This window comes from Mycobacterium sp. 3519A (assembly GCF_900240945.1).
Lineage (GTDB): Bacteria > Actinomycetota > Actinomycetes > Mycobacteriales > Mycobacteriaceae > Mycobacterium.
In genome coordinates this window covers 246,022-268,977 of record NZ_OESG01000014.1, presented here as the reverse complement: position 1 = coordinate 268,977, position 22,956 = coordinate 246,022, and the positions used below count along the sequence as shown (strand labels likewise).

Annotated in this window: 21 protein-coding genes; 14 read left to right on the top strand and 7 right to left on the bottom strand. The window is 67.3% G+C overall.

Features of this window, described 5'->3' with window-relative positions; all coding sequences use genetic code 11:
- The first annotated feature begins 45 nt into the window (after positions 1-45).
- The 4 genes from dnaK to C1A30_RS22455 are packed head-to-tail and all read left to right on the top strand — an operon-like array spanning position 46 to position 4,110.
- Positions 46-1,908: a molecular chaperone DnaK gene (gene dnaK / locus C1A30_RS22470; protein ID WP_101950599.1), complete on the top strand. Its 1,863-nt coding sequence runs from the start codon at positions 46-48 to the stop codon at positions 1,906-1,908.
- Complete coding sequence (gene grpE, locus C1A30_RS22465; protein ID WP_101950598.1) at positions 1,905-2,534, top strand: nucleotide exchange factor GrpE; 630 nt, start codon at positions 1,905-1,907, stop codon at positions 2,532-2,534. The genes dnaK and grpE overlap by 4 nt, the downstream gene beginning before the upstream one ends.
- Before the next feature lie 23 nt (positions 2,535-2,557).
- Positions 2,558-3,727 (top strand): molecular chaperone DnaJ, encoded by a 1,170-nt coding sequence (dnaJ, locus tag C1A30_RS22460; protein ID WP_101950597.1) that lies wholly within the window; start codon positions 2,558-2,560, stop codon positions 3,725-3,727.
- Positions 3,727-4,110 (top strand): heat shock protein transcriptional repressor HspR, encoded by a 384-nt coding sequence (locus tag C1A30_RS22455; protein WP_101952807.1) that lies wholly within the window; start codon positions 3,727-3,729, stop codon positions 4,108-4,110. Before dnaJ ends, C1A30_RS22455 begins: the two co-directional genes overlap by 1 nt.
- Here the strand turns inward: C1A30_RS22455 and C1A30_RS22450 are convergent.
- The 3 genes from C1A30_RS22450 to C1A30_RS22440 are packed head-to-tail and all read right to left on the bottom strand — an operon-like array spanning position 4,107 to position 7,237.
- A complete protein-coding gene (locus C1A30_RS22450) occupies positions 4,107-5,009 on the bottom strand; it encodes an aldose 1-epimerase (protein WP_101952806.1) in 903 nt (300 codons plus the stop codon). The two genes, C1A30_RS22455 and C1A30_RS22450, sit on opposite strands and share 4 nt — an antisense overlap.
- Before the next feature lie 20 nt (positions 5,010-5,029).
- Entirely contained in the window at positions 5,030-6,196 is a 1,167-nt protein-coding gene (locus C1A30_RS22445) for an FAD-binding oxidoreductase (protein ID WP_101950596.1), read from the bottom strand.
- A 21-nt stretch (positions 6,197-6,217) separates the two neighbouring features.
- Entirely contained in the window at positions 6,218-7,237 is a 1,020-nt protein-coding gene (locus tag C1A30_RS22440) for a hypothetical protein (protein ID WP_101950595.1), read from the bottom strand.
- Between the two features lie 154 nt (positions 7,238-7,391).
- Between C1A30_RS22440 and C1A30_RS22435 the strand changes: the two genes are divergently transcribed.
- Complete coding sequence (locus C1A30_RS22435; protein ID WP_101950594.1) at positions 7,392-7,976, top strand: TetR family transcriptional regulator; 585 nt, start codon at positions 7,392-7,394, stop codon at positions 7,974-7,976.
- Here C1A30_RS22435 and C1A30_RS22430 read toward each other — a convergent pair.
- Together C1A30_RS22430 and C1A30_RS22425 are read right to left on the bottom strand one after the other, a co-directional pair.
- Positions 7,962-8,618: a GAP family protein gene (locus C1A30_RS22430; RefSeq protein WP_101950593.1), complete on the bottom strand. Its 657-nt coding sequence runs from the start codon at positions 8,616-8,618 to the stop codon at positions 7,962-7,964. The genes C1A30_RS22435 and C1A30_RS22430 overlap by 15 nt on opposite strands.
- A gap of 8 nt (positions 8,619-8,626) precedes the next feature.
- Positions 8,627-9,022 (bottom strand): transcriptional regulator, encoded by a 396-nt coding sequence (locus tag C1A30_RS22425; RefSeq protein ID WP_101950592.1) that lies wholly within the window; start codon positions 9,020-9,022, stop codon positions 8,627-8,629.
- A gap of 152 nt (positions 9,023-9,174) precedes the next feature.
- Here C1A30_RS22425 and clpB point away from each other — a divergent pair, with 152 nt between their 5' ends.
- From clpB to nhaA, 8 genes are all read left to right on the top strand, one after another.
- A complete protein-coding gene (gene clpB / locus C1A30_RS22420; protein ID WP_101950591.1) occupies positions 9,175-11,745 on the top strand; it encodes an ATP-dependent chaperone ClpB in 2,571 nt (856 codons plus the stop codon).
- A gap of 68 nt (positions 11,746-11,813) precedes the next feature.
- The gene (locus C1A30_RS22415) at positions 11,814-13,157 is read left to right on the top strand and encodes an alpha/beta hydrolase domain-containing protein (RefSeq protein WP_101950590.1); all 1,344 of its coding nucleotides are present in this window, start codon (positions 11,814-11,816) and stop codon (positions 13,155-13,157) included.
- Positions 13,158-13,212: 55 nt separating this feature from the next.
- Positions 13,213-14,052 (top strand): trehalose monomycolate transport factor TtfA, encoded by an 840-nt coding sequence (gene ttfA, locus C1A30_RS22410; RefSeq protein ID WP_101950589.1) that lies wholly within the window; start codon positions 13,213-13,215, stop codon positions 14,050-14,052.
- A gap of 14 nt (positions 14,053-14,066) precedes the next feature.
- A complete protein-coding gene (locus C1A30_RS22405) occupies positions 14,067-14,843 on the top strand; it encodes an SDR family oxidoreductase (RefSeq protein ID WP_101950588.1) in 777 nt (258 codons plus the stop codon).
- A gap of 4 nt (positions 14,844-14,847) precedes the next feature.
- A complete protein-coding gene (locus C1A30_RS22400; RefSeq protein ID WP_101950587.1) occupies positions 14,848-15,741 on the top strand; it encodes a hypothetical protein in 894 nt (297 codons plus the stop codon).
- Positions 15,738-16,403 carry an RNA methyltransferase gene (locus C1A30_RS22395; RefSeq protein ID WP_101952805.1) on the top strand — a complete coding sequence of 222 codons (666 nt, stop codon included), beginning with the start codon at positions 15,738-15,740 and terminating at the stop codon, positions 16,401-16,403. Before C1A30_RS22400 ends, C1A30_RS22395 begins: the two co-directional genes overlap by 4 nt.
- 15 nt (positions 16,404-16,418) lie before the next feature.
- Positions 16,419-17,531 (top strand): glycoside hydrolase family 76 protein, encoded by a 1,113-nt coding sequence (locus tag C1A30_RS22390; protein ID WP_101950586.1) that lies wholly within the window; start codon positions 16,419-16,421, stop codon positions 17,529-17,531.
- Entirely contained in the window at positions 17,528-19,375 is a 1,848-nt protein-coding gene (gene nhaA / locus C1A30_RS22385; protein ID WP_101950585.1) for a Na+/H+ antiporter NhaA, read from the top strand. Before C1A30_RS22390 ends, nhaA begins: the two co-directional genes overlap by 4 nt.
- 18 nt (positions 19,376-19,393) lie before the next feature.
- On the opposite strand, the gene C1A30_RS22380 is transcribed toward nhaA, so the two are convergent.
- Both C1A30_RS22380 and C1A30_RS22375 read right to left on the bottom strand, forming a co-directional pair.
- A complete protein-coding gene (locus C1A30_RS22380) occupies positions 19,394-20,692 on the bottom strand; it encodes a hypothetical protein (RefSeq protein WP_160112779.1) in 1,299 nt (432 codons plus the stop codon).
- Between the two features lie 290 nt (positions 20,693-20,982).
- Positions 20,983-21,957, bottom strand: coding sequence for a LysR family transcriptional regulator (locus C1A30_RS22375; RefSeq protein WP_101950583.1), 975 nt, complete (start codon positions 21,955-21,957; stop codon positions 20,983-20,985).
- A gap of 76 nt (positions 21,958-22,033) precedes the next feature.
- Here C1A30_RS22375 and C1A30_RS22370 point away from each other — a divergent pair, with 76 nt between their 5' ends.
- On the top strand, positions 22,034-22,954 hold the full coding sequence (locus C1A30_RS22370; protein ID WP_101950582.1) for a xanthine dehydrogenase family protein subunit M: 921 nt from the start codon (positions 22,034-22,036) through the stop codon (positions 22,952-22,954).
- Positions 22,955-22,956 lie beyond the last annotated feature (2 nt).

The window sequence follows — 22,956 nt, the reverse complement described above, 5'->3', positions numbered from 1 at the left end:
CTACGCACCCGTGACCACTAGCAGGACTATTCAGGAGGCAAAACCATGGCTCGTGCGGTCGGAATCGACCTCGGGACCACCAACTCCGTCGTCGCCGTGCTCGAAGGTGGCGACCCGGTGGTGATCGCCAACTCGGAGGGCTCCCGCACCACACCGTCGGTTGTCGCGTTCGCGCGCAACGGCGAGGTGCTGGTGGGACAGCCTGCCAAGAACCAGGCGGTGACCAACGTCGACCGCACCATCCGGTCGGTCAAGCGTGAGATGGGCACTGACTGGTCCATCGAGATCGACGGCAAGAAGTACACCGCGCAGGAGATCAGCGCCCGTGTCTTGATGAAGCTCAAGCGCGACGCCGAGAGCTACCTGGGCGAGGACATCACCGACGCCGTGATCACGGTGCCCGCCTACTTCAACGACGCCCAGCGTCAGGCCACCAAGGAGGCCGGCCAGATCGCCGGGCTCAACGTGTTGCGCATCGTCAACGAGCCGACCGCGGCCGCGCTGGCCTATGGGCTCGACAAGGGCGAGAAGGAGCAGACCATCCTGGTCTTCGACCTCGGTGGCGGCACGTTCGACGTCTCGCTGCTCGAGATCGGCGAGGGTGTCGTCGAGGTCCGCGCGACCTCCGGTGACAACCACCTCGGTGGTGACGACTGGGACCAGCGCATCGTCGACTGGCTGGTCGACAAGTTCAAGGGCACCAGCGGCATCGACCTGACCAAGGACAAGATGGCCATGCAGCGGCTGCGTGAGGCCGCGGAGAAGGCCAAGATCGAGCTGTCGAGCTCGCAGAGCACCTCGATCAACCTGCCCTACATCACCGTCGATGCGGACAAGAACCCGCTGTTCCTCGACGAGCAGCTGACCCGTGCCGAATTCCAGCGCATCACACAGGATCTGCTGGACCGTACCCGCAAGCCGTTCCAGTCGGTGATCGCCGACACCGGCATCTCGGTGTCCGACATCGACCACGTCGTGCTGGTCGGCGGTTCCACCCGCATGCCCGCGGTGACCGACCTGGTCAAGGAGCTCACCGGCGGTAAGGAGCCCAACAAGGGCGTCAACCCCGACGAGGTTGTCGCGGTGGGCGCCGCGCTGCAGGCCGGCGTGCTCAAGGGTGAGGTGAAAGACGTTCTGCTGCTTGACGTCACGCCGCTGTCACTGGGCATCGAGACCAAGGGTGGCGTGATGACCAAGCTGATCGAGCGCAACACCACGATCCCGACCAAGCGGTCGGAGACCTTCACCACGGCCGACGACAATCAGCCGTCGGTGCAGATCCAGGTCTATCAGGGTGAGCGTGAGATCGCGGCGCACAACAAGCTGCTCGGCAGCTTTGAGCTGACCGGTATCCCGCCGGCCCCGCGCGGCGTGCCGCAGATCGAGGTCACCTTCGACATCGACGCCAACGGCATCGTGCACGTCACCGCCAAGGACAAGGGCACCGGCAAGGAGAACACGATCCGAATCCAGGAGGGCTCCGGCCTGTCCAAGGAGGAGATCGACCGGATGATCAAGGACGCCGAGGCGCACGCCGAGGAGGACCGCAAGCGTCGCGAGGAGGCCGACGTCCGCAACCAGGCCGAATCGCTGGTGTACCAGACGGAGAAGTTCGTCAAAGATCAGCGTGAGGCTGAGGGCGGTTCGAAGGTGCCCGAGGACACCTTGACCAAGGTCGACGCGGCCATCGCAGAAGCGAAGGCGGCACTGGAAGGCACCGACATCGGCGCCATCAAGTCCGCGATGGAGAAGCTGGGTGTCGAGAGCCAGGGGCTGGGTCAGGCCATCTACGAGGCCACCCAGGCCGAGCAGGCGGCAGGCGGTGGATCCGACGCAGGTGCGGCCGGACCGTCGCAGGACGATGTCGTGGACGCCGAGGTTGTCGACGATGACCGGGAGAACAAGTGAGCCAACACGATTCGCACGAGCCGGTGACTGTCACCGACAAACGGCGTATCGATCCCGAGACTGGCGAACTTCGTGAACCGGCAGCGACCGGGCCGGCCCCGAGTGGGCCGGCCACGGAAGCCGAAACGGGATCGACGTCTGAGGAAGTCACCGAACTGAAGGCCACCCTGCAGCGCGTCAAGGCGGAGTACGACAACTACCGCAAGCGCGCGCTGCGCGACCAGCAGATGGCTGCCGAGCGGACCAAGGCCGCCGTTGTCACCCAACTGCTTCCGGTGCTTGACGACCTCGACCGTGCCCGCAGCCACGGTGACCTGGAGTCCGGACCGCTGAAGTCGGTCGCCGACAAGCTGGCGACCGCACTTGAGGGGCTTGGTCTTTCGGGCTTCGGCGATGAAGGCGACCCGTTCGACCCTGCGTTGCACGAAGCCGTGCAGCACGAGGGCGAGGGCACGCATCCCATCGTCGGCACCGTGATGCGACGCGGCTACAAGGTCGGTGAACAGGTGGTACGCCATGCCCTCGTCGGTGTGGTGGACACCGTGCCGGAGGCCGAAGAGGCAGCGGACACGCCCGATAAGGGCGGCGAGCCCGCTGCGCAAGCCCCACAATCAGAGAACGACTAGTACAGGTAAGGAGGTGACGCGGCATGGCCCAACGCGAATGGGTCGAGAAGGACTTCTACAAGGAGCTCGGCGTCTCCTCTGACGCCAACGCCGACGAGATCAAGCGGGCCTACCGGAAGTTGGCCCGCGATCTACATCCCGACACCAACTCCGACCCCAGCGCCGCCGAGAGATTCAAGGCGGTGTCCGAGGCGCACAGCGTGCTGTCGGATCCGGCTAAGCGCAAGGAATACGACGAAACCCGACGGCTGTTCGCAGGCGGCGGATTCGGCAGGGGCCGCTTCAGTCCAGGCGGCAACTTCGGCGGGTTCGGCGGCGATGGAGTCGAGTTCAACCTGAACGACTTGTTCGACGCCGCCGGGCAAACCGGCGGCGCGAACATCGGCGATCTGTTCGGTGGACTGTTCGGCCGTGGCGCGCAGCCACGCCCGAGCAGGCCGCGCCGGGGCAACGACCTGGAGACCGAAACCGAGTTGTCGTTCATGGAGGCCACCAAGGGTGTGGCGATGCCGCTTCGGCTGACCAGCCCGGCGCCGTGCACGAATTGCCATGGCAGCGGGGCACGTCCGGGCACCAGCCCGAAGGTGTGCCCGAACTGCAACGGCTCCGGGGTGGTCAGCCGCAACCAGGGTGCGTTCGGGTTCTCCGAACCCTGTACCGAATGCCGCGGCAGCGGGTCGATCATCGAGCACCCCTGCGACGAATGTAAGGGCACCGGTGTCACCACCAGGACCCGGACCATCAACGTGCGGATCCCACCTGGCGTCGAGGACGGCCAGCGGATCCGGCTGGCCGGGCAGGGCGAAGCCGGCCTGCGTGGCGCGCCGTCGGGCGATCTGTACGTGACCGTACATGTCAAGCCCGACAAGGTGTTCGGCCGTGACGGCGATGACCTCACCGTCACCGTTCCGGTCGCCTTCCACGAGTTGGCGTTGGGAACAACGCTTTCCGTGCCCACCCTGGAAGGCAAGGTCGGGGTGCGGGTGCCCAAGGGCACATCGGACGGCCGCATCCTGCGGGTGCGCGGCCGCGGTGTCCCGAAACGCTCTGGCGGTCACGGCGATCTGCTGGTGACGGTCAAGGTCGCGGTGCCGCCGAACCTGGAGGGCGAAGCGGCCGAAGCGCTCGAGGCCTACGCGAAGGCGGAGCGGGCCAGTGGATTCGATCCGCGAGCGGGATGGGCGGGTGCGTGATGACCTCCAAGCGTAACGATGAGGCACGCACCTTCCTGATTTCGGTGGCCGCCGAGCTGGCAGGCATGCATGCGCAGACACTGCGCACGTATGACCGGCTCGGCCTGGTCAGCCCGCAGCGCAGTACAGGGGGCGGCCGCCGCTACTCGCAGCACGACGTCGATCTGCTGCGCGAGGTGCAACGGCTGTCCCAGGACGAGGGCGTCAACCTGGCAGGGATCAAGCGCATCATCGAGCTGACCAATCAGGTGGAGGCCCTTCAGGCCCGGGTCCGTGAAATGGCCCAGGAGCTAGAGGAATTGCGCGCCCGCCAACGCCGCGAGGTTGCCGTCGTACCCAAGAGCACGGCGGTCGTGGTGTGGCAGCCGCGCAACAAACGCTAAGTGACGGTGATCGAGAACCGGGCGGTTTCCGGCTTACCCGGCACCGCATAGCGGTACGTGCCGCGACGCAGTGAATCCGTCGGCGCCGCCATCGGTTCGATCGCCACGATGTCGTCCGTCTTGGGCGCGAACAGCTGAGCCGCCGGATAGCCCTTGTCGAACGTGACCTCGACGCGGCGGTCGCCGCCCGACAGCGCGAACACCGCCCCTTCGGGCACATTGTCGAAGCCGTCGTCGTACGTGACGGTCTTCAGCGGCTCGGTGGCGCCGTTCCAATCCTCGTGCTCACCAGTGGGGATGCCCCAGTTGTCCACCGGCAGATGGCGCATCGACGGCGTGGTCAGCCGCCACTCTTCGCGCGGCACACCGGGAATCGTGAAATACGGGTGATAGCCGAAGCACAACGGCACCGACGCCGACGTCGTCGGCATCACGGTCGTCTCGATGGCCAGCGTGCGATCCTGCAACGTCACGTGCTGGGTGAGCAGATGGGGGAACGGGAACGACGCCAGCAACCGTGGTTTGCCGCCGAAGTCGAGGACGGCCGTCAGCGTGTTCTCCGTGCGCGCGGTGACCAGCCACCCGGGGTAGGCGGCGAGCACACCGTGGATCGGCACACCGTGTTCGTCGGTGCGTACCCCGCCGGTCCCCGGCGTCAGGGTGACCACGGCGCCGTTGATCCCATACTTGCTGGCGCTCAACCGGTTTGCCCACGGGTACAGGATCGGGATGCCCATGGTCTTGCCCGCGTTCACATAGGCGTCGAGCCCGCGGCGTTGGCCGAGGAACTCGTCGCCGCCGTCGGCGAGCGAGGTGCCCACCATGCCCGCGACGGGGACGAAGGTGGCGGTCACCGACGACGAGGGGTCCTTCAGCACGACGCTTTCGAACTCGGCCATGGTGAACGATCCTGCCACGCTCAGCTGGCAAGCGGATCGTGTTGGATCCGCTCTGCCGGTGCGCCCTTGGCGATCAGCGCCGCCTTGGTGGCCTCGACCATCTGTGGGCCCCCGCAGATCAGGATCTGCCGATCACCCCACCCGCCGTAACGCGTCACGACCTCGGGGAGCAGGCCAGTCTGCCGGACATGCAACCCGCGCGGCGGTTGCACGTCGGGGTAGTCGGCGGCCCACGGCGGATCGGTGTTGAACTCCGACACCGGCGTCACCGACAACCACGGATTCGTCGACGCGATCTGCCACAGCGTGCGCAGGTCGTAGAGCTCACTGGGGTAGCGGGCACCGAAGAACAAATGCACGCGCGGGTTTTCGCCGTACCGGGTGAGGTCCATGATCAGCGTGCGCAGCGGCGCGAGACCCGTGCTGCCCGCGACCATCAGCACGTCGCCTGCGGTCCGGTCGACGTGCATGCCGCCGTGCGGGTTCGACAGCCGCCACCTGTCACCGGGTTCCGTCTCGCCGATGATCGCGGGGCTGACCATGCCGCCGGTCACCGAGCGGACGTGGAACTCGATGGCCCCGCCGCGGTCGGCGGGGATCGCGGGGCTCAGGAACCGCCACCGCCGCGGCCACTGCGGCACCTGCACCGTGACGTACTGGCCCGGGTGGTAGTACAGCGGCTGATCGAGTTGCAGCCGGATCACCGAGACGTCGCGGGTGAGCCGCAGGTGCTCGATCACCGTGCCGTCGCGGAACGGGGGACCCTTCTCGGCGTCGGCGGCGCCGCGCATCACCCCGATGATCAACGCGACGGCGTCATGGGTGGTCGCGGCCAGTCGGTCGTCCCAGCTCTCGATCAGGTGGCTGCGCAGCGTGGTCAGCAGCGCATCCTGCATGCTGTCGTAATGCCGTTGCAGCACACCGTATTTGCGGTGGTCGCGGCCCAGCTGGGCGAGAAATGCGATCGGTTCCTCGGCGCGCTGGGCGATCATCTCGGAGAACAACCACGTGACCGCCTGGGCGAACGCGTGGCGCTGCGCCGCCATGTCCGGCGGGAACAGGTCCCGCGCCGACGTGTCGATGGCGAACCAGCGGGTGTAGAACCGACGGATCAGCCCGTCGGACCCCAACGCGGGGTCGACCGCGTCGCGCAGTGTGCGCAGCGCATCGCGGTCGTCCAGTCCCACGCCGCCCGAGTTTAGGCGGGGTCAGGCGATAGCTGTCCTGCGCTGGCGAACCGCGGCGAGCATGATCAGCGCGGTACCGGCAACGGCCCAGCCGGTCAACACCGCGATCGCGGTCGCCGCGCCTGCACCGTCGAAAAAGGCGGTCGACCGCAGCAACGTCGCCGTCGCACCCTGTGGCAGCCACTGGCCAAGGGCGCCCCAGCCGGCGGGCAGCATCTCCGGCGCGCTGGCCAGCCCTGACAGCGGATTGCCCAACAGCATCGCCAGCGCCGCCCCGATCGCCAACCCCACCCGGCCGAACAGCGAGCCCAGTCCCAGCATCGCCAGGCCAGCGGCAAGCAGGCCCAGCGTTAGTCCGGCCGCCGCCAGCCACATGTCGTCGTCGATGGAACCGAACACGTAGCGCAGCAGCGCCGCGATGCCGATGCCTGCGACGCCGGCGAACGCCACCGCGGCGACGAAGCGGGTCCAGATCTCGCGCCGCAGAACCAGCACCAGGGCGATGGCGGGCAGCAGCCCAGCCAACGTGATCGGCAGCGCCGAGGCGGCCAGGCCCGCGCCGCGCGGGTCCGACGCGGTCGGCGGCGCGAGGTCCTCGGTGTGCAGCGGCATGCCCGACTGCTGCGCGATGCCTGCGCCGATCTGGGTCAGCATCTGCGCGACCATCGGGCTGGCGCCCGTGGCGATCAGCAGCGACGGCCGATCGGCCCCGAATGCGATGCCGCCGTAGACATCTCGGTTGCGGATCGCATCGCGCAACGCATCCTCGCCGGGGTAGTAGGTGACGGTGAACGCGCCAGGCGTGTGCTGCTCGAGCATGTCGGCGATTTGTCCGCTGGCCGCCGTCGGCCCTGCCGCGCCGACAGGGATGTGGTTCGGCTTGGACCGCACGGCAGGCAGTGCGAACGCGATCGCGAGGATCGCGATCACGACGGCCAGGACGACGACGACGCCGGTGGCTCGGATCGCCGCGGGCGGTTCATGAACGGGTGACGCGTGTTGAGCGTGCCGTACCGGCGTGCCCAGCGAAGTCCCTGTCATCTCGAAGTCCTTTTCATCCGTTGTTGAATTAATCGCTGTGTGTGAGCGTAACGCCGTGCCGCCCAGATTTCAACAAGCATTGAAATGCTAATGTCGAGAGGTGCCGCCACCTGCCAAGACGCCGAAGCGTCGTGGCCGTCGTCAAGGTGAACCGGTGTCCCGCGACGCGGTGCTGGCCGCGGCCAAACAACGGTTCGCGGCGGACGGATACGAGAAGACGACGCTGCGCGCGATCGCCTCCGACGCGCGCGTCGACCCGTCGATGGTGCTCTATCTGTTCGGGTCGAAAGAGGAGCTGTTCCGTCAATCGCTGCGTTTGATCATCGATCCGGACGTTTTGGTGGCCGCGCTCGCCGGCGGGCCCGACGAGCATCCGGACATCGGGACCCGGATGGTGCGCACGTATCTGCGGATCTGGGAGTCGCCAGAAACGGCCGACAGCATGCGGGTGATGCTGCAGTCGGCCACGTCGAACACCGACGCGCACGACGCGTTCCGCGGTTTCATGCAGAACTACGTGCTGACCGCGGTCTCGGAGGTGCTCGGAGGCGGCGAGCAGGCACGGTTGCGGGCGATGCTGGCCGCGAGTCAACTGGTCGGAACGGCGCTGCTGCGCTATGTCATGGAGGTGCCGCCGCTGGCGACGCTGGCCACCGACGACGTGGTCGCGCTGATCGCGCCGACCGTGACGCGATACCTGACGGCGGATGCGTCGCAGCTGCGGCTACCCGAGCTGTAACCCGTGAATTCCCTTGTACAACACCAAGAGTCCGATGACCACCAGGATCGCGGCGACCAGCGTCGCGTGCTGCTGCTCCATCCAGTCCTTGAGCCGCTGTAGGGGTTCGTCGAGGCGATCGCCCGACACCGCATAGGCGAGGATCGGAAGCGCGACCGTCGAACCCGCGACCGCGACGAACCACACCACGGCGACCCACACGTGGGCGCTGCCGAGGCCCGCGGTGCCGATCGCCAAACCCGCTGCGACACACATGAACAGCACCTTGGGGTTCACCACGGCCAGTGCCATGGCGGCCAGGCAGGCGCGTGCGGGCGAGAGCGTGCCCAGCTTCTGGAGCCAGGCCGGGGAGTGCGCTGCCCGCTTTCGGGTGAGCCAGCGGTAGACGCCGAACACGATCAGCGCGGCGCCGACGACGACGCGGACCCAGGACGCCCATGTCGGCGGCTTGCCGAGGTCGACGACGAGGTTCGACAGTTCGAGGAAGACGATCGTCAGCGCCGCAAGGCCGATCAGCCAACCAGCGAGAAACGCCAGGCCGGTCGGTCGGGGATGCGGCGTGTGCAGCACCAGCACCGCCGGGATGATGGACAGCGGCGACAGCGCGATGACCAGAGCCAGCGGAATGAGTTCGGTCAGCACTCGTCGAACTATAGGGAGCGACCGGCGTCGTAGCGGCAGGCTTTCCAGTCTGAGCCGTCGCGGAGGAACTCGACGTCCAACGTCTTGGTGTGCGGCTGGTTGGCGGCCTGGAATTGGACGTTGGCGACGGCATTCGCTCCCGTCACCTGGATCGAGTTGATGACGATCTCTGTCGGCCCGTCGGATTTCCTGCTTGCGTACCAACCTGTTTGGAAGTCCGCGGGCTTCAGCATGTCCGCGCACAGATGCGCCGCGAAGCCTGCGAAGTCGGAGCGGTTGTATGAGCTGTTCATTCCGTTGAGGATCGCGCGGACCTGATCCGCGTCGGTGGCCGCCGCGGCCGGACCCGCGGTCGCCACGCCCACCACCGCCACGATCGTCAGGCCGGCGAGCAGTGCGTGCATGGGTCAAGCGTGGCCGACGGGCCTTGGAACGGCCGCGCGACGCGCCGGGCACGGAAAAAAGCTAGACTTGAGCGGAACAGACTCAACCTTGACGACGTTGAACATGGCGACAAGCATTTATCAGGCCCTTTTCGAATGATCGGAGGACCGTCGTGGATTCGTTCAATCCGACGACCAAGACCCAGGCGGCGCTGACCGCGTCCCTGCAGGCCGCCACGGCCGCGGGCAACCCGCAGATCACGCCCGCCCACCTGTTGATGGCGCTGCTGACCCAGAACGACGGCATCGCCGCGCCCCTGTTGGAGGCCGTCGGCGTCGAACCGGCGACCATCCGCACCGAGACGCAACGGCTGCTCGACCGGTTGCCCAGCGCCAGCGGCGCCGCATCGCAGCCGCAGCTGAGCCCGCAGTCGCTGGCCGCGATCACGACCGCGCAGAACCTCGCCACCGAGATGGACGACGAGTACGTCTCGACCGAGCACCTGATGGTCGGGCTCGCTGGAGGCATGGGCGGCTCGGCCGCCGCAGGCGATTCCGACGTCGCCAAGCTGCTCACCAACCACGGCGCCTCACCGCAGGCGCTGCGTGAGGCGTTCGTCAAGGTGCGCGGCAGCGCCCGCGTCACCAGCCCCGACCCCGAGGGCAGCTATCAGGCTCTGGAGAAGTACTCCACCGACCTGACGGCGCGTGCCCGCGAGGGCAAGTTGGACCCGGTCATCGGACGCGACAACGAGATTCGTCGCGTCGTGCAGGTGCTTTCGAGGCGCACCAAGAACAACCCGGTGCTGATCGGTGAGCCCGGCGTCGGCAAGACCGCGATCGTCGAGGGTTTGGCCCAGCGCATCGTGGCAGGCGACGTGCCGGAGAGCCTGCGCGACAAGACCGTCATCTCGTTGGACCTCGGCTCGATGGTCGCGGGCTCGAAGTACCGCGGCGAGTTCGAGGAACGACTCAAGGCCGTGCTCGACGACATCAAGAACTCGGCCGGTCAGATCATCACGTTCATCGACGAGCTGCACACCATCGTGGGTGCGGGCGCGACCGGCGAGGGCTCGATGGACGCCGGCAACATGATCAAGCCGATGCTGGCCCGCGGTGAGCTGCGCCTGGTCGGCGCGACGACGCTCGACGAGTACCGCAAGTACATCGAGAAGGACGCCGCGCTGGAGCGCCGCTTCCAGCAGGTGTTCGTCGGTGAGCCGTCGGTGGAGGACACCGTCGGCATCCTGCGCGGCCTCAAGGACCGCTACGAGGTGCACCACGGCGTGCGCATCACCGACTCGGCGTTGGTGGCCGCGGCGACGCTGTCCGACCGCTACATCACCGCGCGGTTCCTGCCGGACAAGGCCATCGACTTGGTCGACGAGGCCGCGTCGCGGCTGCGCATGGAGATCGACTCGCGGCCCGTCGAGATCGACGAGGTCGAGCGGTTGGTGCGTCGACTCGAGATCGAGGAGATGGCGCTGGCCAAGGAGGAAGACGAGGCCTCCAAGGAGCGGTTGGAAAAGCTGCGCGCCGAACTGGCCGACCAGAAGGAGAAGCTGGCCGAGCTGACCACGCGGTGGCAGAACGAGAAGAACGCCATCGACGTCGTCCGCGAGCTCAAGGAGCAGTTGGAGACGTTGCGTGGCGAGGCCGACCGGGCCGAGCGCGACGGTGATCTGGCCAAGGCCTCGGAGTTGCGCTACGGGCGCATCCCCGAGGTGGAGAAGAAGCTGGACGCCGCCATTCCGCAGGCCGAGGCTCGCGAGAACGTGATGCTCAAGGAGGAGGTCGGACCCGACGACATCGCCGACGTCGTGTCGGCGTGGACCGGCATTCCGGCGGGCCGCATGCTCGAAGGCGAGACCGCCAAGCTGCTGCGGATGGAAGAGGAGCTCGGCAAGCGCGTCGTCGGGCAGACCAAGGCCGTGCGGGCCGTGTCCGATGCGGTGCGCCGGTCCCGTGCCGGTGTCGCGGACCCGAACCGGCCGACCGGCTCGTTCATGTTCCTCGGCCCGACCGGTGTCGGTAAGACCGAACTCGCAAAAGCGTTGGCGGAGTTCCTGTTTGACGACGAGCGCGCCATGGTCCGGATCGACATGAGCGAGTACGGCGAGAAGCACTCCGTCGCGCGTCTGGTCGGTGCGCCTCCCGGCTACATCGGCTACGACCAGGGCGGGCAGCTGACCGAGGCGGTGCGGCGGCGGCCGTACACGGTGATCCTGTTCGACGAGATCGAAAAGGCCCACCCGGACGTGTTCGACGTGCTTTTGCAGGTGCTCGACGAGGGCCGGTTGACCGACGGTCAGGGTCGCACGGTCGACTTCCGCAACACCATCCTGATCCTGACGTCCAACCTGGGCGCGGGTGGCGACGACGAGATGGTGATGGCCGCGGTGCGCTCGGCGTTCAAGCCCGAGTTCATCAACCGGCTCGACGACGTGATCATCTTCGACGGGCTCGAACCCGGTGAGCTGGTCCAGATCGTCGACATCCAGCTGGCCCAGCTGCAGAAGCGGTTGGCGCAGCGCAGGCTCACCCTCGAGGTGTCGCTGCCCGCGAAGCAGTGGCTGGCGCAAAGGGGATTCGACCCGCTCTACGGTGCCCGGCCTTTGCGCAGGCTGATCCAGCAGGCCATCGGCGACCAGTTGGCCAAGATGCTGCTGGCCGGCGAGGTACACGACGGCGACGTCGTGCCGGTGAACGTCAGCGCGGACGGCGACTCGCTGGTTTTGGGCTGAGCCTTCGCCGAAACTGCATTCCAGCACGCGTTCACTCGAACTTTCCGTGCTGGAATACAGTTTCGCGGGTGACGTCTGTCGAAGCCGCTCCCGGTAAGCCGAATTTGCTCCTCGGCGCCTATGACCTGGCCACGCTGGGTTACGGCGCCGAGGAGTTTTTCGTTTCGGGGACGGCGCGCTCCCACGACGGGAAGACGGCGGACTACACCACCCGCATCGTCGTCGTGACACCAACCGATCCGACGAAGTTCACCGGCACCGTGATCGTCGAATGGCTCAACGTCAGCGGAGGCATCGACGCGCCTGCCGTCTGGCTGATGGCACATCGCGAGATCGTCCGCGCCGGTTGCGGTTTCGTCGCGGTGTCGGCGCAGCGGGTCGGTGTCGAAGGCGGAGCCAGCCTGGTGGGTGCCGACATGTCGTTGAAAGCCCAGAATCCTCAACGCTATTCGGGCCTGCACCATCCCGGTGACAAGTTCGCCTACGACATCTTCTCCCAGGTCGGCCTGCTGATCCGCGACGGCGCGATCGACGGCCTCGAGCCGGAAGCCGTTCTGGCCGTTGGCGAATCACAATCCGCGATGTTCCTGACCACCTATGTCAACGAGGTCGACCCGACCGCCGCGGTCTACGATGGATTCCTGGTGCATTCCCGCTTCGGGCCCGCCGCGCCGCTGGACGGCACCAGCGTATTCGACGAGATCGCGGCTCGGCCGGTGCCGTTTTTGTCGGTGCGGGTCCCGGTAATCACGGTGATCACCGAGACCGACCTCATCGGCGGCCAGCGGGCCGGATATCACCTTGCGAGACAACCCGATAGCCAGCTTTTCCGGGCGTGGGAGGTCCCCGGCACCGCGCACGCCGACAACTACACGATCCGGGTCAGCTTCATCGACAGCGGATCGGCCGCGCTGGAAGACCTGGCGGCGGCGTACACGCCGACCAACGAACTGTTGGGCACGCGGTTGTCCTACTTCGTCAACTTCGCCCCGCAACACCACTACGTCCTGCAGGCCGCCGTCGCGGGGCTGAACACCTGGGTGCGGCGCGGTCAGCCGGCACCGAGCGCCGAGCCCATCGCGATGACCGAAGGTGACCCGCCGGAGTTGCTGCTCGACGTCAACGGGCTCGCCAAGGGCGGGGTGCGCACCCCCTGGGTCGACGTGCCGATCGCGCGGACGTCGGGCTTGGCGCCCGCCGAGAGCCCGATGTCGTTCCTGTTCGGCTCCGGTGAACTGTTCGATGCCCCGACGCTGGAGAGGCTGTATCCCGGCGGCGCGGCCGACTACCTCAAACGGTTCACCGCTGCGCTCGACAGCGCGATCGCCGCGGGGTTCATTCTGGCGGTCGATCGCGAGGAGATTCTGGCGCTGGCCGCGGCGATCTTCTGCCAGATTGCTCCTGAGATGTGACCGTGATCTCGTTGAGTTCGGGATTACGTGGCCCCGGCAAGTAGGCTAGGCGACGATGGTCCCGCTTTGGTTCACGCTGTCCGCACTCTGTTTCGTGGGTGCGGCGGTGCTGCTGTACGTCGACATCGACCGTCGACGCGGCCTGGGCCGCCGCAGGAAGTCCTGGGCGAAGTCGCACGGCTTCGACTACGAGCACGAATCGGCGGACATCATGAAGCGCTGGAAGCGCGGCGTGATGTCGACCGTCGGTGACATCAACGCCAAGAACGTGGTGCTCGGCCAGATCCGCGGCGAAGCCGTGTTCATCTTCGATCTGGAGGACGTCGCGACGGTCATCGCGCTGCACCGCAAGGTCGGTACCAATGTCGTCGTCGACCTTCGACTCAAGGGCATCAAGGAGCCGCGCGAGAACGACATCTGGCTGCTCGGCGCGATCGGCCCGCGGATGGTGTACTCCACCAACCTCGACGCCGCCAGGCGCGCCTGCGACCGCCGCATGGTGACGTTCGCGCACACCGCACCCGACTGCGCCGAGATCATGTGGAACGAGCAGAACTGGACGCTGGTCTCGATGCCGGTGACCAGCACCCGCGCCCAGTGGGACGAAGGTCTGCGCACCGTCCGGCAATTCAACGACCTGCTGCGCGTGCTGCCACCCGTTCCGCAGGGCGCAGGCGGCCAGCCCGTCGCGCGGCGCAGCGGCTCACCCAGTCGCCCGCTCACGCCCGCCCCGGCCCGCTCGGAGCTGCCTCCGGGCCGCACCGACCTGCCGCCGGGTCGCGCTGACGTACCCCGCTACGCCCCCCGGCCTGAGGCAGGCCGCGCCGAAGGGGTGCGCCGTCCTCCGCCGCCGCCATCACGCAATGGGCGGCAGTCTCCGCACTACCAGCGGTAGTTACTCTCATACGCATGTCTCGCCCCGTCGCGCTGATCACTGGACCGACGTCCGGGCTCGGCGCGGGGTTCGCCCGCCGCTACGCGATCGACGGCTACGACCTGGTGCTGGTCGCCCGCGATGCCGAGCGGTTGGAGTGCCTCGCCGCCGAACTGCATGACGAGGCGGGCGCGGACGTGGAAGTCCTGGTCGCCGACCTCGGCCAGGAAGCCGACCGCGCGAAGGTGGCGGATCGACTGGCCGCGGGTGTGCGGGTGCTGGTCAACAACGCGGGATTCGGCACGTCGGGCGAGTTCTGGACCGCCGACTATGCGCTGCTGCAGAACCAACTCGACGTCAACGTGACCGCGGTGATGCAGTTGACGCACGCGGCGCTGCCGCCGATGCTGGCCGCCGACGAGGGCACCGTGATCAACGTCGCCAGCGTCGCGGGCCTGCTGCCCGGCCGCGGTTCCACCTATTCGGCGTCCAAGGCGTGGGTGATCGCGTTCTCCGAAGGGCTGGCCAACGGCCTGACCGACACCGGGGTGGGGGTGCATGCGCTGTGCCCCGGCTTCGTGCACACCGAATTCCATGCGCGCGCAGGCATCGAGATGAGCGGAACACCGTCGTTCTTGTGGCTCGAGGTCGACGACGTCGTGCGCGACTGCATGGTCGACGTCGCCAGGAACAAGGTGGTGATCGTGCCGGGCCTGCAGTACAAGGCGCTCACCACCGGGGGCCGAGTGGTGCCGCGAAATGTGTTGCGCGCCATGACGAAGGTTGTAGGTCGCGGCCGAAACAGAACCTGAGCCGGTGCGTGCGCTCATCGCCGCCGTCGCGGCGGTCGTCATGGTGGTATCCGGATGCTCCGGCAGCGACGCGCGCCCGCATCCGTACTCGACGCAGGCCACCGCCATCGGCCAGACGCAGTCGATCCTCGGCTGGAACCTCACGCTGAAGAATCTGCGGTTCGACGCCGACTACGTACTCGTGGACGTCGACGGGTCGGTGGCAGAGCAGGACAAGCCGCACGCGAAAGCCGAGGACATCCGGTTCGGACTGTACGGCGCACTGACGCATCCGATCGAGGCCAACGCCATCGGCGGCTGCAAGGACGTGACAAGCCTTGGGCTGCAACCGGTTTCGGCGCCGAGCCCGGACCGGATCACCGGCACGGCGTGCCTCGGACCGCAGCGTGACCGGTCCCAGGTGCGCGGTGTATACGCATACTCCCCGCGCGAGCGGATCCCCGATACCGTCGCCGCCTACCCGGCGGCGTTTCCCGTCGGGTTGCTGCCCACCAACGAGAACGACACCGGGCTGGTGTTGAAGACGACGAGCGTCGACGCGTTCCGCGCCGACGGTGCGCAACTCGACCCCACGGCGGTGGGTGATCCCAGCGCGTTCTCCGGCAACGGCTACATGCTGCTCGGCCTCGAAATCGATGGGCTGGCAACGCGATACCGCGACGACTCGGGCCGCCGCGGCGGTCCACTGATGGTGTTCGTCGCACCGACGCTGCCGGCGCCAGGGTTGAGCCACGCCTGCGACATCTACGGCGCGTCGGTGCTGGTGCTGCCCGACTCGACGCGGGACGCGGTCCAAGTCCGGGTGTCGCTGTGCACCCAGGGCGAGATCAACAGGGCGCTGCTGTACGCGACGGTGTCGGTGGCGGGCACCCACGCCGCGCTGTGGACGTCGACATGACGGAACCCAGGCCTGATGTCGCCGCCGAACCGGGACCCACCGAATGGGGTGTGGGGCCCGGCGTCGGCCCCTGGCAGGGGCCGCTTCCCGACGACCCGCGCTACGACCCCGCGCTGCTGCGCGACGGCGACTCCCGCAACGTCGTCGACGCGTACCGGTACTGGACGCGGGAAGCCATCATCGCCGACATCGACCGGCGCAGGCACCCGCTGCACATCGCGATCGAGAACTTCGGCAGCGACGCGAACATCGGCGCGGTGGTCCGCACCGCCAACGCGTTCGCCGTCCACACCGTGCACATCGTCGGCAGGCGCCGGTGGAACCGCCGCGGCGCCATGGTCACCGACCGCTATCAGCGGTTGCACCACCACGACAGCACGGCCGGACTGCTGGCCTTCGCCGCCGACGCAGGCCTCACCGTGGTCGCCGTCGACAACGTCGCCGGGTCGGTCCGCATCGAGCACACCGCGTTGCCGCGGGACTGCCTTCTGATCTTCGGGCAGGAAGGTCCCGGCATTACCGACGACGCCAAGGCAGGCGCCGCGGTGACCGTGTCAATCGCGCAATTCGGCTCGACCCGCAGCATCAACGCCGGTGTTGCTGCGGGTATCGCGATGCACACCTGGATCACTCAACATGCGGACATTTCCAACGCCTGGTAGGGCAGGATCGGTCCCATGGATCAGGTATGGGCTAACCGCGCGGCGAGCGCGGAGACGGCGATTGCCAAGCGACACCTGAAAAAGCTGTGGGGACTGCCGGGCACCCAACTCGGCGTCGTCGCGTGGCCGGCGTCGCGCAGGCACCGCACGTTCGGCATCTGGCACTACTGGTGGCAGGCGCATCTGCTGGACAACCTCGTCGACGCGCAGGTGCGCGATCCGCAACCGGAGCGCAAGACGAAGATCGAGCGCCAGATCCGCGCGCATTGGTTGCGCAACACCGGATGGACCAACGACTACTACGACGACATGGCGTGGCTTGCGCTGGCGCTGGAGCGGGCAGGCCGGTTGGCCGGTGTCGAGAAACCGGGCGCACTGAAGAAGCTCTCCGAACAGTTCCTCAACGCCTGGGTGCCCGAGGACGGCGGCGGCATCCCGTGGCGCAAGCAGGACCAGTTCTTCAACGCCCCCGCGAACGGGCCCGCGGCCATCTTCCTGTCCCGCTATGACGACCGACTGCGCCGCGCGCAGCAGATGTCGGACTGGATCGACGAAACGTTGATCGACCCGGAAACCCATCTGGTGTTCGACGGCATCAAGGCAGGCTCCCTGGTGCGCGCGCAGTACACCTACTGCCAGGGCGTGGTGATCGGCCTTGACACCGAACTGGCCGCACGGACGAAAGACCCGCAGCACGCCGAGCGGGTGCACAGGCTGGTCAAGGCGGTGCGCGAGCACATGGCGCCCGACGGCATCATCAAGGGCGCGGGCGGCGGTGACGGCGGACTGTTCAACGGCATCCTGGCCCGCTACCTCGCGCTGGTGGTCACCACCCTGCCGCGGAACGGGCCCGCGGACGCCGAGGCCCGCGACATCGCCCAAACGCTGGTGCTCACCTCGGCCGAGTCGGCATGGGAGAACCGGCAGACCGTCGACGGCCTGCCGCTGTTCGCAGCGTTCTGGGACCGAACCGCCGAAATACCAAGCGCTGCAGGGACGGAAGCGCAGTTCGTCGAGGGCGCGGTCAACGCCTCCGAGGTTCCCGAACGCGATCTGTCGGTGCAGTTGTCGGGCTGGATGCTGATGGAGGCGGCCCACGCGACAGCCGCGGCGAGCGACGACGAGTGACCGCCGAGCCGCTGCCGCGCATCGTTCGCCTGCTGCCGGGGCGCTTCAGCCGCGATCCCAAAGCGCCTGGCACCAAGGAGAATACTGCGGCCGCGCTGTTGCTGGCATTCACCGTGGTGGCCATCCTGTGGGCCAATTCGCCGTGGGCGCAGACGTATTGGACATTGCTGGACACTCACGTCGGCTTCACCTTCGGTGATCACACCTTCGAGATGACCGTCAAGCATCTGATCAACGACGGCCTGATGACGTTCTTCTTCTTCATCGTCGGACTCGAGGTCACCAGCGAGTTCACGATCGGCGAGCTCACCGATCGGGCGCGTGCCGCGGTACCTGTGGTCGCCGCGATCGCCGGGCTCACCCTGCCCGCCGTCATCTTCCTGCTGTTCAATCCGTCCGGGGAGAACACGCACGCATGGGGAGTGGTGATCTCGACCGACACCGCGTTCCTGATCGGCGCGCTGGCCATCATCAGACCCAAATACCCGTCTCGGCTGCGGATCTTCCTGCTCACCTTGGCCGTTGTCGACGACATCGGCGCGCTCTGCGTGATCGCCCTGTTCTACTCCGACCACATCGCGGTGGTCCCGCTGGTGGTCTCGATTGTCCTGATCGCCGCGCTGGCGTTGGTCCGGTTCCTGCCCGCCGCGCGCGGCCCTGCCTACGCGGTGCTCGGCTTCGCGCTGTGGGTCGCGTTGTCCGCCGCGGGCATTCACCCCACCCTCGCCGGCGTCGCGGTCGCGTTGCTGATCCCCGTCTTCACCCCTGATCGCCAGCAGGTGGAGTCGACTGTCGAGATGATCCGCGCCTTCCGGCAGTCGCCCAACTCGCAGTACGCCAGGGCCGCCACTCGCGGTCTGCGGGAGTCGATCTCGATCAACGAACGACTGCAGACCGACGTCGGGCCCTACGTGTCGTTCGTGGTGCTGCCGTTGTTCGCGCTGGCCAACGCCGGGGTCCGGTTGGACTGGGACAGCGTGACGGCCGCGATGGGCTCGACGCTGACCTGGGGCATCGTCGCGGGTCTGGTGATCGGCAAACTCATCGGCATCACCGGCGCGACATGGTTCATGCAGCGGACCGGTCTTGGCCAGCTTGCGCCCGGCGCACAGTTGCAGCGGGTGGCCGGCGGAGCGGCGCTGTCCGGAATCGGTTTCACCATCGCGCTGTTCATCGTCGACATCGCGATCTCCGAACCGGCGCGCCAGGACCAGGCGCGCGTCGGCGTGCTGCTCGCCTCGGTGGCCGCGTTCGCGCTGGGCTGGGCGATCTTCCGGATCACCGACAAGTTGAGTCCGCCTGAACCGGTGGGGCTCAAGTTGATTCGGCCCGTCGACCCCGAGCGCGATCACATTCGCGGCAACCCGCAGGCCCCGCTGACGCTGGTCGAGTACGGCGACTTCGAGTGCCCGTTCTGCAGCCGGGCGACCGGAGCCATCGACGAGGTGGTCGAACACTTCGGCGACCGGCTGCGGTATGTGTGGCGTCATCTGCCGCTGGAGCGGGTGCATCCGCGCGCCTTCGACGCCGCGCGGGCCGCGGAGGCAGCGGGGTTGCAGGGCAAGTTCTTCGAGATGAGCGAGATGCTGTTTGCCAACCAGGATCAACTGGAGTGGTCGGACATCTACCGCTACGCCAACGAGTTGGGTCTGGACCTCGAACGGTTCGACCAGGACGTGCGGGTGCATCCGACCAAGGTGCTGCACCGGGTGCAGGACGACGCGCAGGACGCCGAACTGATGGACCTCAAGTCCACGCCGACGTTCTTCGTCAACGGCAAGCGGCACAAGGGCCCGTGGGACGCCGCGAGCCTGATTCGTGCGCTGGAAGCGGCTGTGCCGTAAGCCGATTTCAAATGGGGACTACTTGGTGGTGTCCCCGGAAGCGCTATCCCCGCTGTCCTTGTCTGCCGTATCGCCGGCGGCGGGCTTGGCAGTCTTGGCGGTCTTAGCCGGCTTGGCAGTCTTGGCGGGCGGTGTCTTGGTGACGTGGTCGGCGGCCGCGTCGAGACCGGAGGGCGCCTCACCGAGCTTGTCGGTCAGCTTGGCCTGCACCTTACCGATGGCGTCGATTGCCCGCTTGCGGGGAGCCGACGGCGTGGCAGCGGTGGCCGGGTCGGCCGGATTGCCGTTGCTCAGCTCGGTTGCGCCGTTGGCAGTCTTGGCCAACCGGTTTGTGGTGGCCGACTTGACGGCATCGCTGACGGTGCTGCTGTCGACCGACTGCGGGCCGACGTCCTGACCTGACTGGTCCTTCACATCCGCGCTGTTCTGCGGATCGGACGTCACATTGAGGGTGACCAGGTTGTCGCTCGCCGTGCTGGCGCTGGTTACCTTCGCGGTTGCGGTAGGCGCGGTGAGCAAGCCCGCGATGATGTTGGCAGCCTGCAGCACATTCTCGATCGTCCCGAATCCGACACCTGCGGCGGTGGTAAGCAGGCCGCCGGCTGGATCGATGAGTGAGGAAATGCCACCGGGGAACCCATTGAGGAAGGCGTCAGCGAGCACGGCAGGGGCGCTGAGGAGATCGCTCACGACGCCGACGACATCGCCGCCGCCGACCGAGTCGACGATGTCTTGGCCGAGCGCGCCGATCGCCGATACGGTGGCGTTCACCGGGTAAAGCACGCCGAGGACGGGCAGCAGTAGTGCGAGGACGCCGTTCTGTACGACGTTATTGATATTGCCAACAACGTTCTGAGCGACTGGTATCACTCCTGTCAACAGAGGCAGCCCGGCGCCGAACAGCAGCGCACCGCCCAGATACGAGAACACGGTGTCCAGCGCACCGGCGAAGTTGCCCCCCGACAACTGGCCGGCGGCGGTTTGAAGCGTCGCGGGTAGGCCCTGAACCGCGTTCAACAGGCCGTTCCCCGCTCCCTGGAGCGCGGTGACGAGCGTCTGCGCGTTGGCGATCGAATTGGCAAGCACCTGCTGCAGGATCGGTGCTGGGTTGGCCGCCACCTCGCCGGCGAGGCCCAAGATGTTGTTGACTGTGTTGCTAACCAGTTGGCTGTACGCGGTGATGGGATCGAAGGCCGCGGTCAGCTCGACCGACGCAGATGAAACGCGCGGCGCGGCGGCGGCTATCTCGGCGGGCGGTGGCGAGATGGGACTGACGGCGATGACGCTGGCCCCGACCAGAGCCACGCCGGTCGTCACGTACGGGCGAAGCGCAGTGTGCATATGGCACCCCTTTATGGCGTTGTGACGTTAGACACACAAAACTTACTCCCACGTCAGTTAAACCACCAAGGGCAAATCTACGGCTGCGTAAGAATCACAGCGGGATGACGGTCAATAGCAACGAAATGCAGCGGTAAATCCTTGCAATAACCAGAAAATGCGCCGATAGAAGGCACACATAGCAAAAGCGAGATTGCTGAAAAATCATCGCATTCGCAACGAAATGCGGGCTTTCGGCTATCCAGCGGGCATCCGGCAGCCGCGGCCTAGCTCCACAGCGTGACGTGGATTTTGGGCCGAAACCGGGTCACGCCGACGCCGGTGCCGCGCAGCATGGCCTGGGTGCACCGCGGCGTGGTGATGAACCGCACGAGCTCGGAAACCGCGGGCTGGCGGGCGGCCGGCGTCAGCGTGAGCAGACTCCACTCACCGGGCGCCTGCAGCCCGTCGCCCTTCAGCTGCACCAGCCGGCCCGCGGCCAGGTCCTTTCCGACCGTGAAGCCGATCGCCAGGGTGACCCCGCCGACCCGCTGCACCTCCTCCAGCGCTGCCGCGTCACTCTGGAAAATCCGCTGTTGGGCTTCCGGTATCGCCAATCTGCGCAGCATCGCCGCGATCTCACCGTCGGCGCTGCCGGCCGACGGCCCCAGCATCCACTGCTGATCGCGCAGCGATGCGGGGGTCGGCGGATGAGTGAGTGCGGCGTTCCCCGGCGGCGTCACGGTGAGCATCTGATAGTTCAGGAACGGCCGGACCACGATCGCGGAATCGGCGTCGCGGTCGGCCGCGCCCGGCTGGACGACCTCGCCGAGCGCGATGTCGACGGCGCGCGAGGCGATCAGTTCGCGAAACCTGCTCGCCGGGTGCACGCTCAGCTCGACGGACAGATCCTTGGCGCGCGATGAGAACAACTCGATCAACCCCGGCGCAGCGTGTTCGGCGAACGCGCTGGACGCCGCGACCCGCAGCAGCCGCCGCCCGTGCGCGGCCTCGGTCACCTCGATCGCGGTCTGCTGCTGCAACCCGAGGATCTCCACCGCGCGACTGGCGAGCCGCAACCCGCCAGGGGTGAACGCCAGGCCGGCCGACGTGCGCGAGAACAACGGATCGTCGAGTTCCTTGCGCAACTGCGCGACGTGCATGGAGATGCCCGCATCGGACATCCCCAGTTCTTCCGCCGCAGCGTGGACCGAACCGTGGCGCACGACAGCTGAAAATGCCCGTAGTTGAGCCGGTGTCACGCTTGCAAGACTAGTGACTTAAGCGATCACTTAACCCGTTATTGACGCCGCCTACAGCCCAGCGAACACTCGCAGCATGCAGGTTCCAGGACCCTTCGAATACGAACGTGCCACCAGCGTCGATCACGCCATCGGGTTACTCGACCGACTCGGTGACGGAGCAATGCTCGTCGCCGGGGGGCACAGCCTGTTGCCGATGATGAAATTGCGCATCGCCAACCCCGAATACCTGGTCGACATCAACGACCTGGTCCCCGAACTCGGCTACATCGTGGTCGGAGCCGGAAGGCCGGCGACATCAGGCATCGACCCGACGCTGGTGCGGATCGGTGCGATGACGCGTCACCGGGAGGCCCTGGAGTCGGACGAACTGGCCGCGGTGTGCCCGATTTTCCGCGACGCCGAACGCGTGATCGCCGATCCCGTCGTGCGCAACCGCGGCACGGTCGGAGGTTCGCTGTGCCAGGCCGACCCGGCCGAGGATCTCACCACGGTGTGCACTGTGCTGAACGCGGTCTGCCTGGCCCGCGGCCCGTCCGGTGAACGCGAGATCCCGATCGACGATTTCCTCGCCGGTCCGTACGAGACGTCGCTGGCCCACAATGAAATCCTGATCGAGATACGGATTCCGTTGCGGCACAACAGCTCGAGTGCCTACGCCAAGGTGGAGCGGCGAGTCGGCGACTGGGCGGTGGCCGCGGCGGGCGCCGCGGTGACGCTCGACGGGGACACCATCGTGACGGCCCGGTTGGGGTTGACGGCGGTCAACACCGACGCTGCCGCACTGGCCGCCGTCGGCGCGGGCCTGGCGGGCAGGCCCGCCACCGAGGACACCTTCGCCGACGCCGGGCGCGACGCCGCGCAGGCCTGCAGCCCGGTCACCGACATGCGGGGCAGCGCGGAGTACAAGCGCCACCTCGCCAGCGAACTCACCGTCCGAACACTGCGCAGCGCGGTGCGGCGGATACGCAACGCCCCGGCTGTGGAAGGGAATTAGCC

Coding starts and splice junctions, on each gene's coding strand:
- C1A30_RS22390 (WP_101950586.1), top strand. CDS start 16,419: ATGGATCAGGTATGGGCTAACCGCGCGGCGAGCGCGGAGACGGCGATT.
- C1A30_RS22405 (WP_101950588.1), top strand. CDS start 14,067: ATGTCTCGCCCCGTCGCGCTGATCACTGGACCGACGTCCGGGCTCGGC.
- C1A30_RS22440 (WP_101950595.1), bottom strand. CDS start 7,237: ATGACAGGGACTTCGCTGGGCACGCCGGTACGGCACGCTCAACACGCG.
- C1A30_RS22455 (WP_101952807.1), top strand. CDS start 3,727: ATGACCTCCAAGCGTAACGATGAGGCACGCACCTTCCTGATTTCGGTG.
- C1A30_RS22370 (WP_101950582.1), top strand. CDS start 22,034: ATGCAGGTTCCAGGACCCTTCGAATACGAACGTGCCACCAGCGTCGAT.
- C1A30_RS22450 (WP_101952806.1), bottom strand. CDS start 5,009: ATGGCCGAGTTCGAAAGCGTCGTGCTGAAGGACCCCTCGTCGTCGGTG.
- C1A30_RS22425 (WP_101950592.1), bottom strand. CDS start 9,022: ATGCACGCACTGCTCGCCGGCCTGACGATCGTGGCGGTGGTGGGCGTG.
- C1A30_RS22395 (WP_101952805.1), top strand. CDS start 15,738: ATGACGGAACCCAGGCCTGATGTCGCCGCCGAACCGGGACCCACCGAA.
- dnaK (WP_101950599.1), top strand. CDS start 46: ATGGCTCGTGCGGTCGGAATCGACCTCGGGACCACCAACTCCGTCGTC.
- ttfA (WP_101950589.1), top strand. CDS start 13,213: ATGGTCCCGCTTTGGTTCACGCTGTCCGCACTCTGTTTCGTGGGTGCG.
- dnaJ (WP_101950597.1), top strand. CDS start 2,558: ATGGCCCAACGCGAATGGGTCGAGAAGGACTTCTACAAGGAGCTCGGC.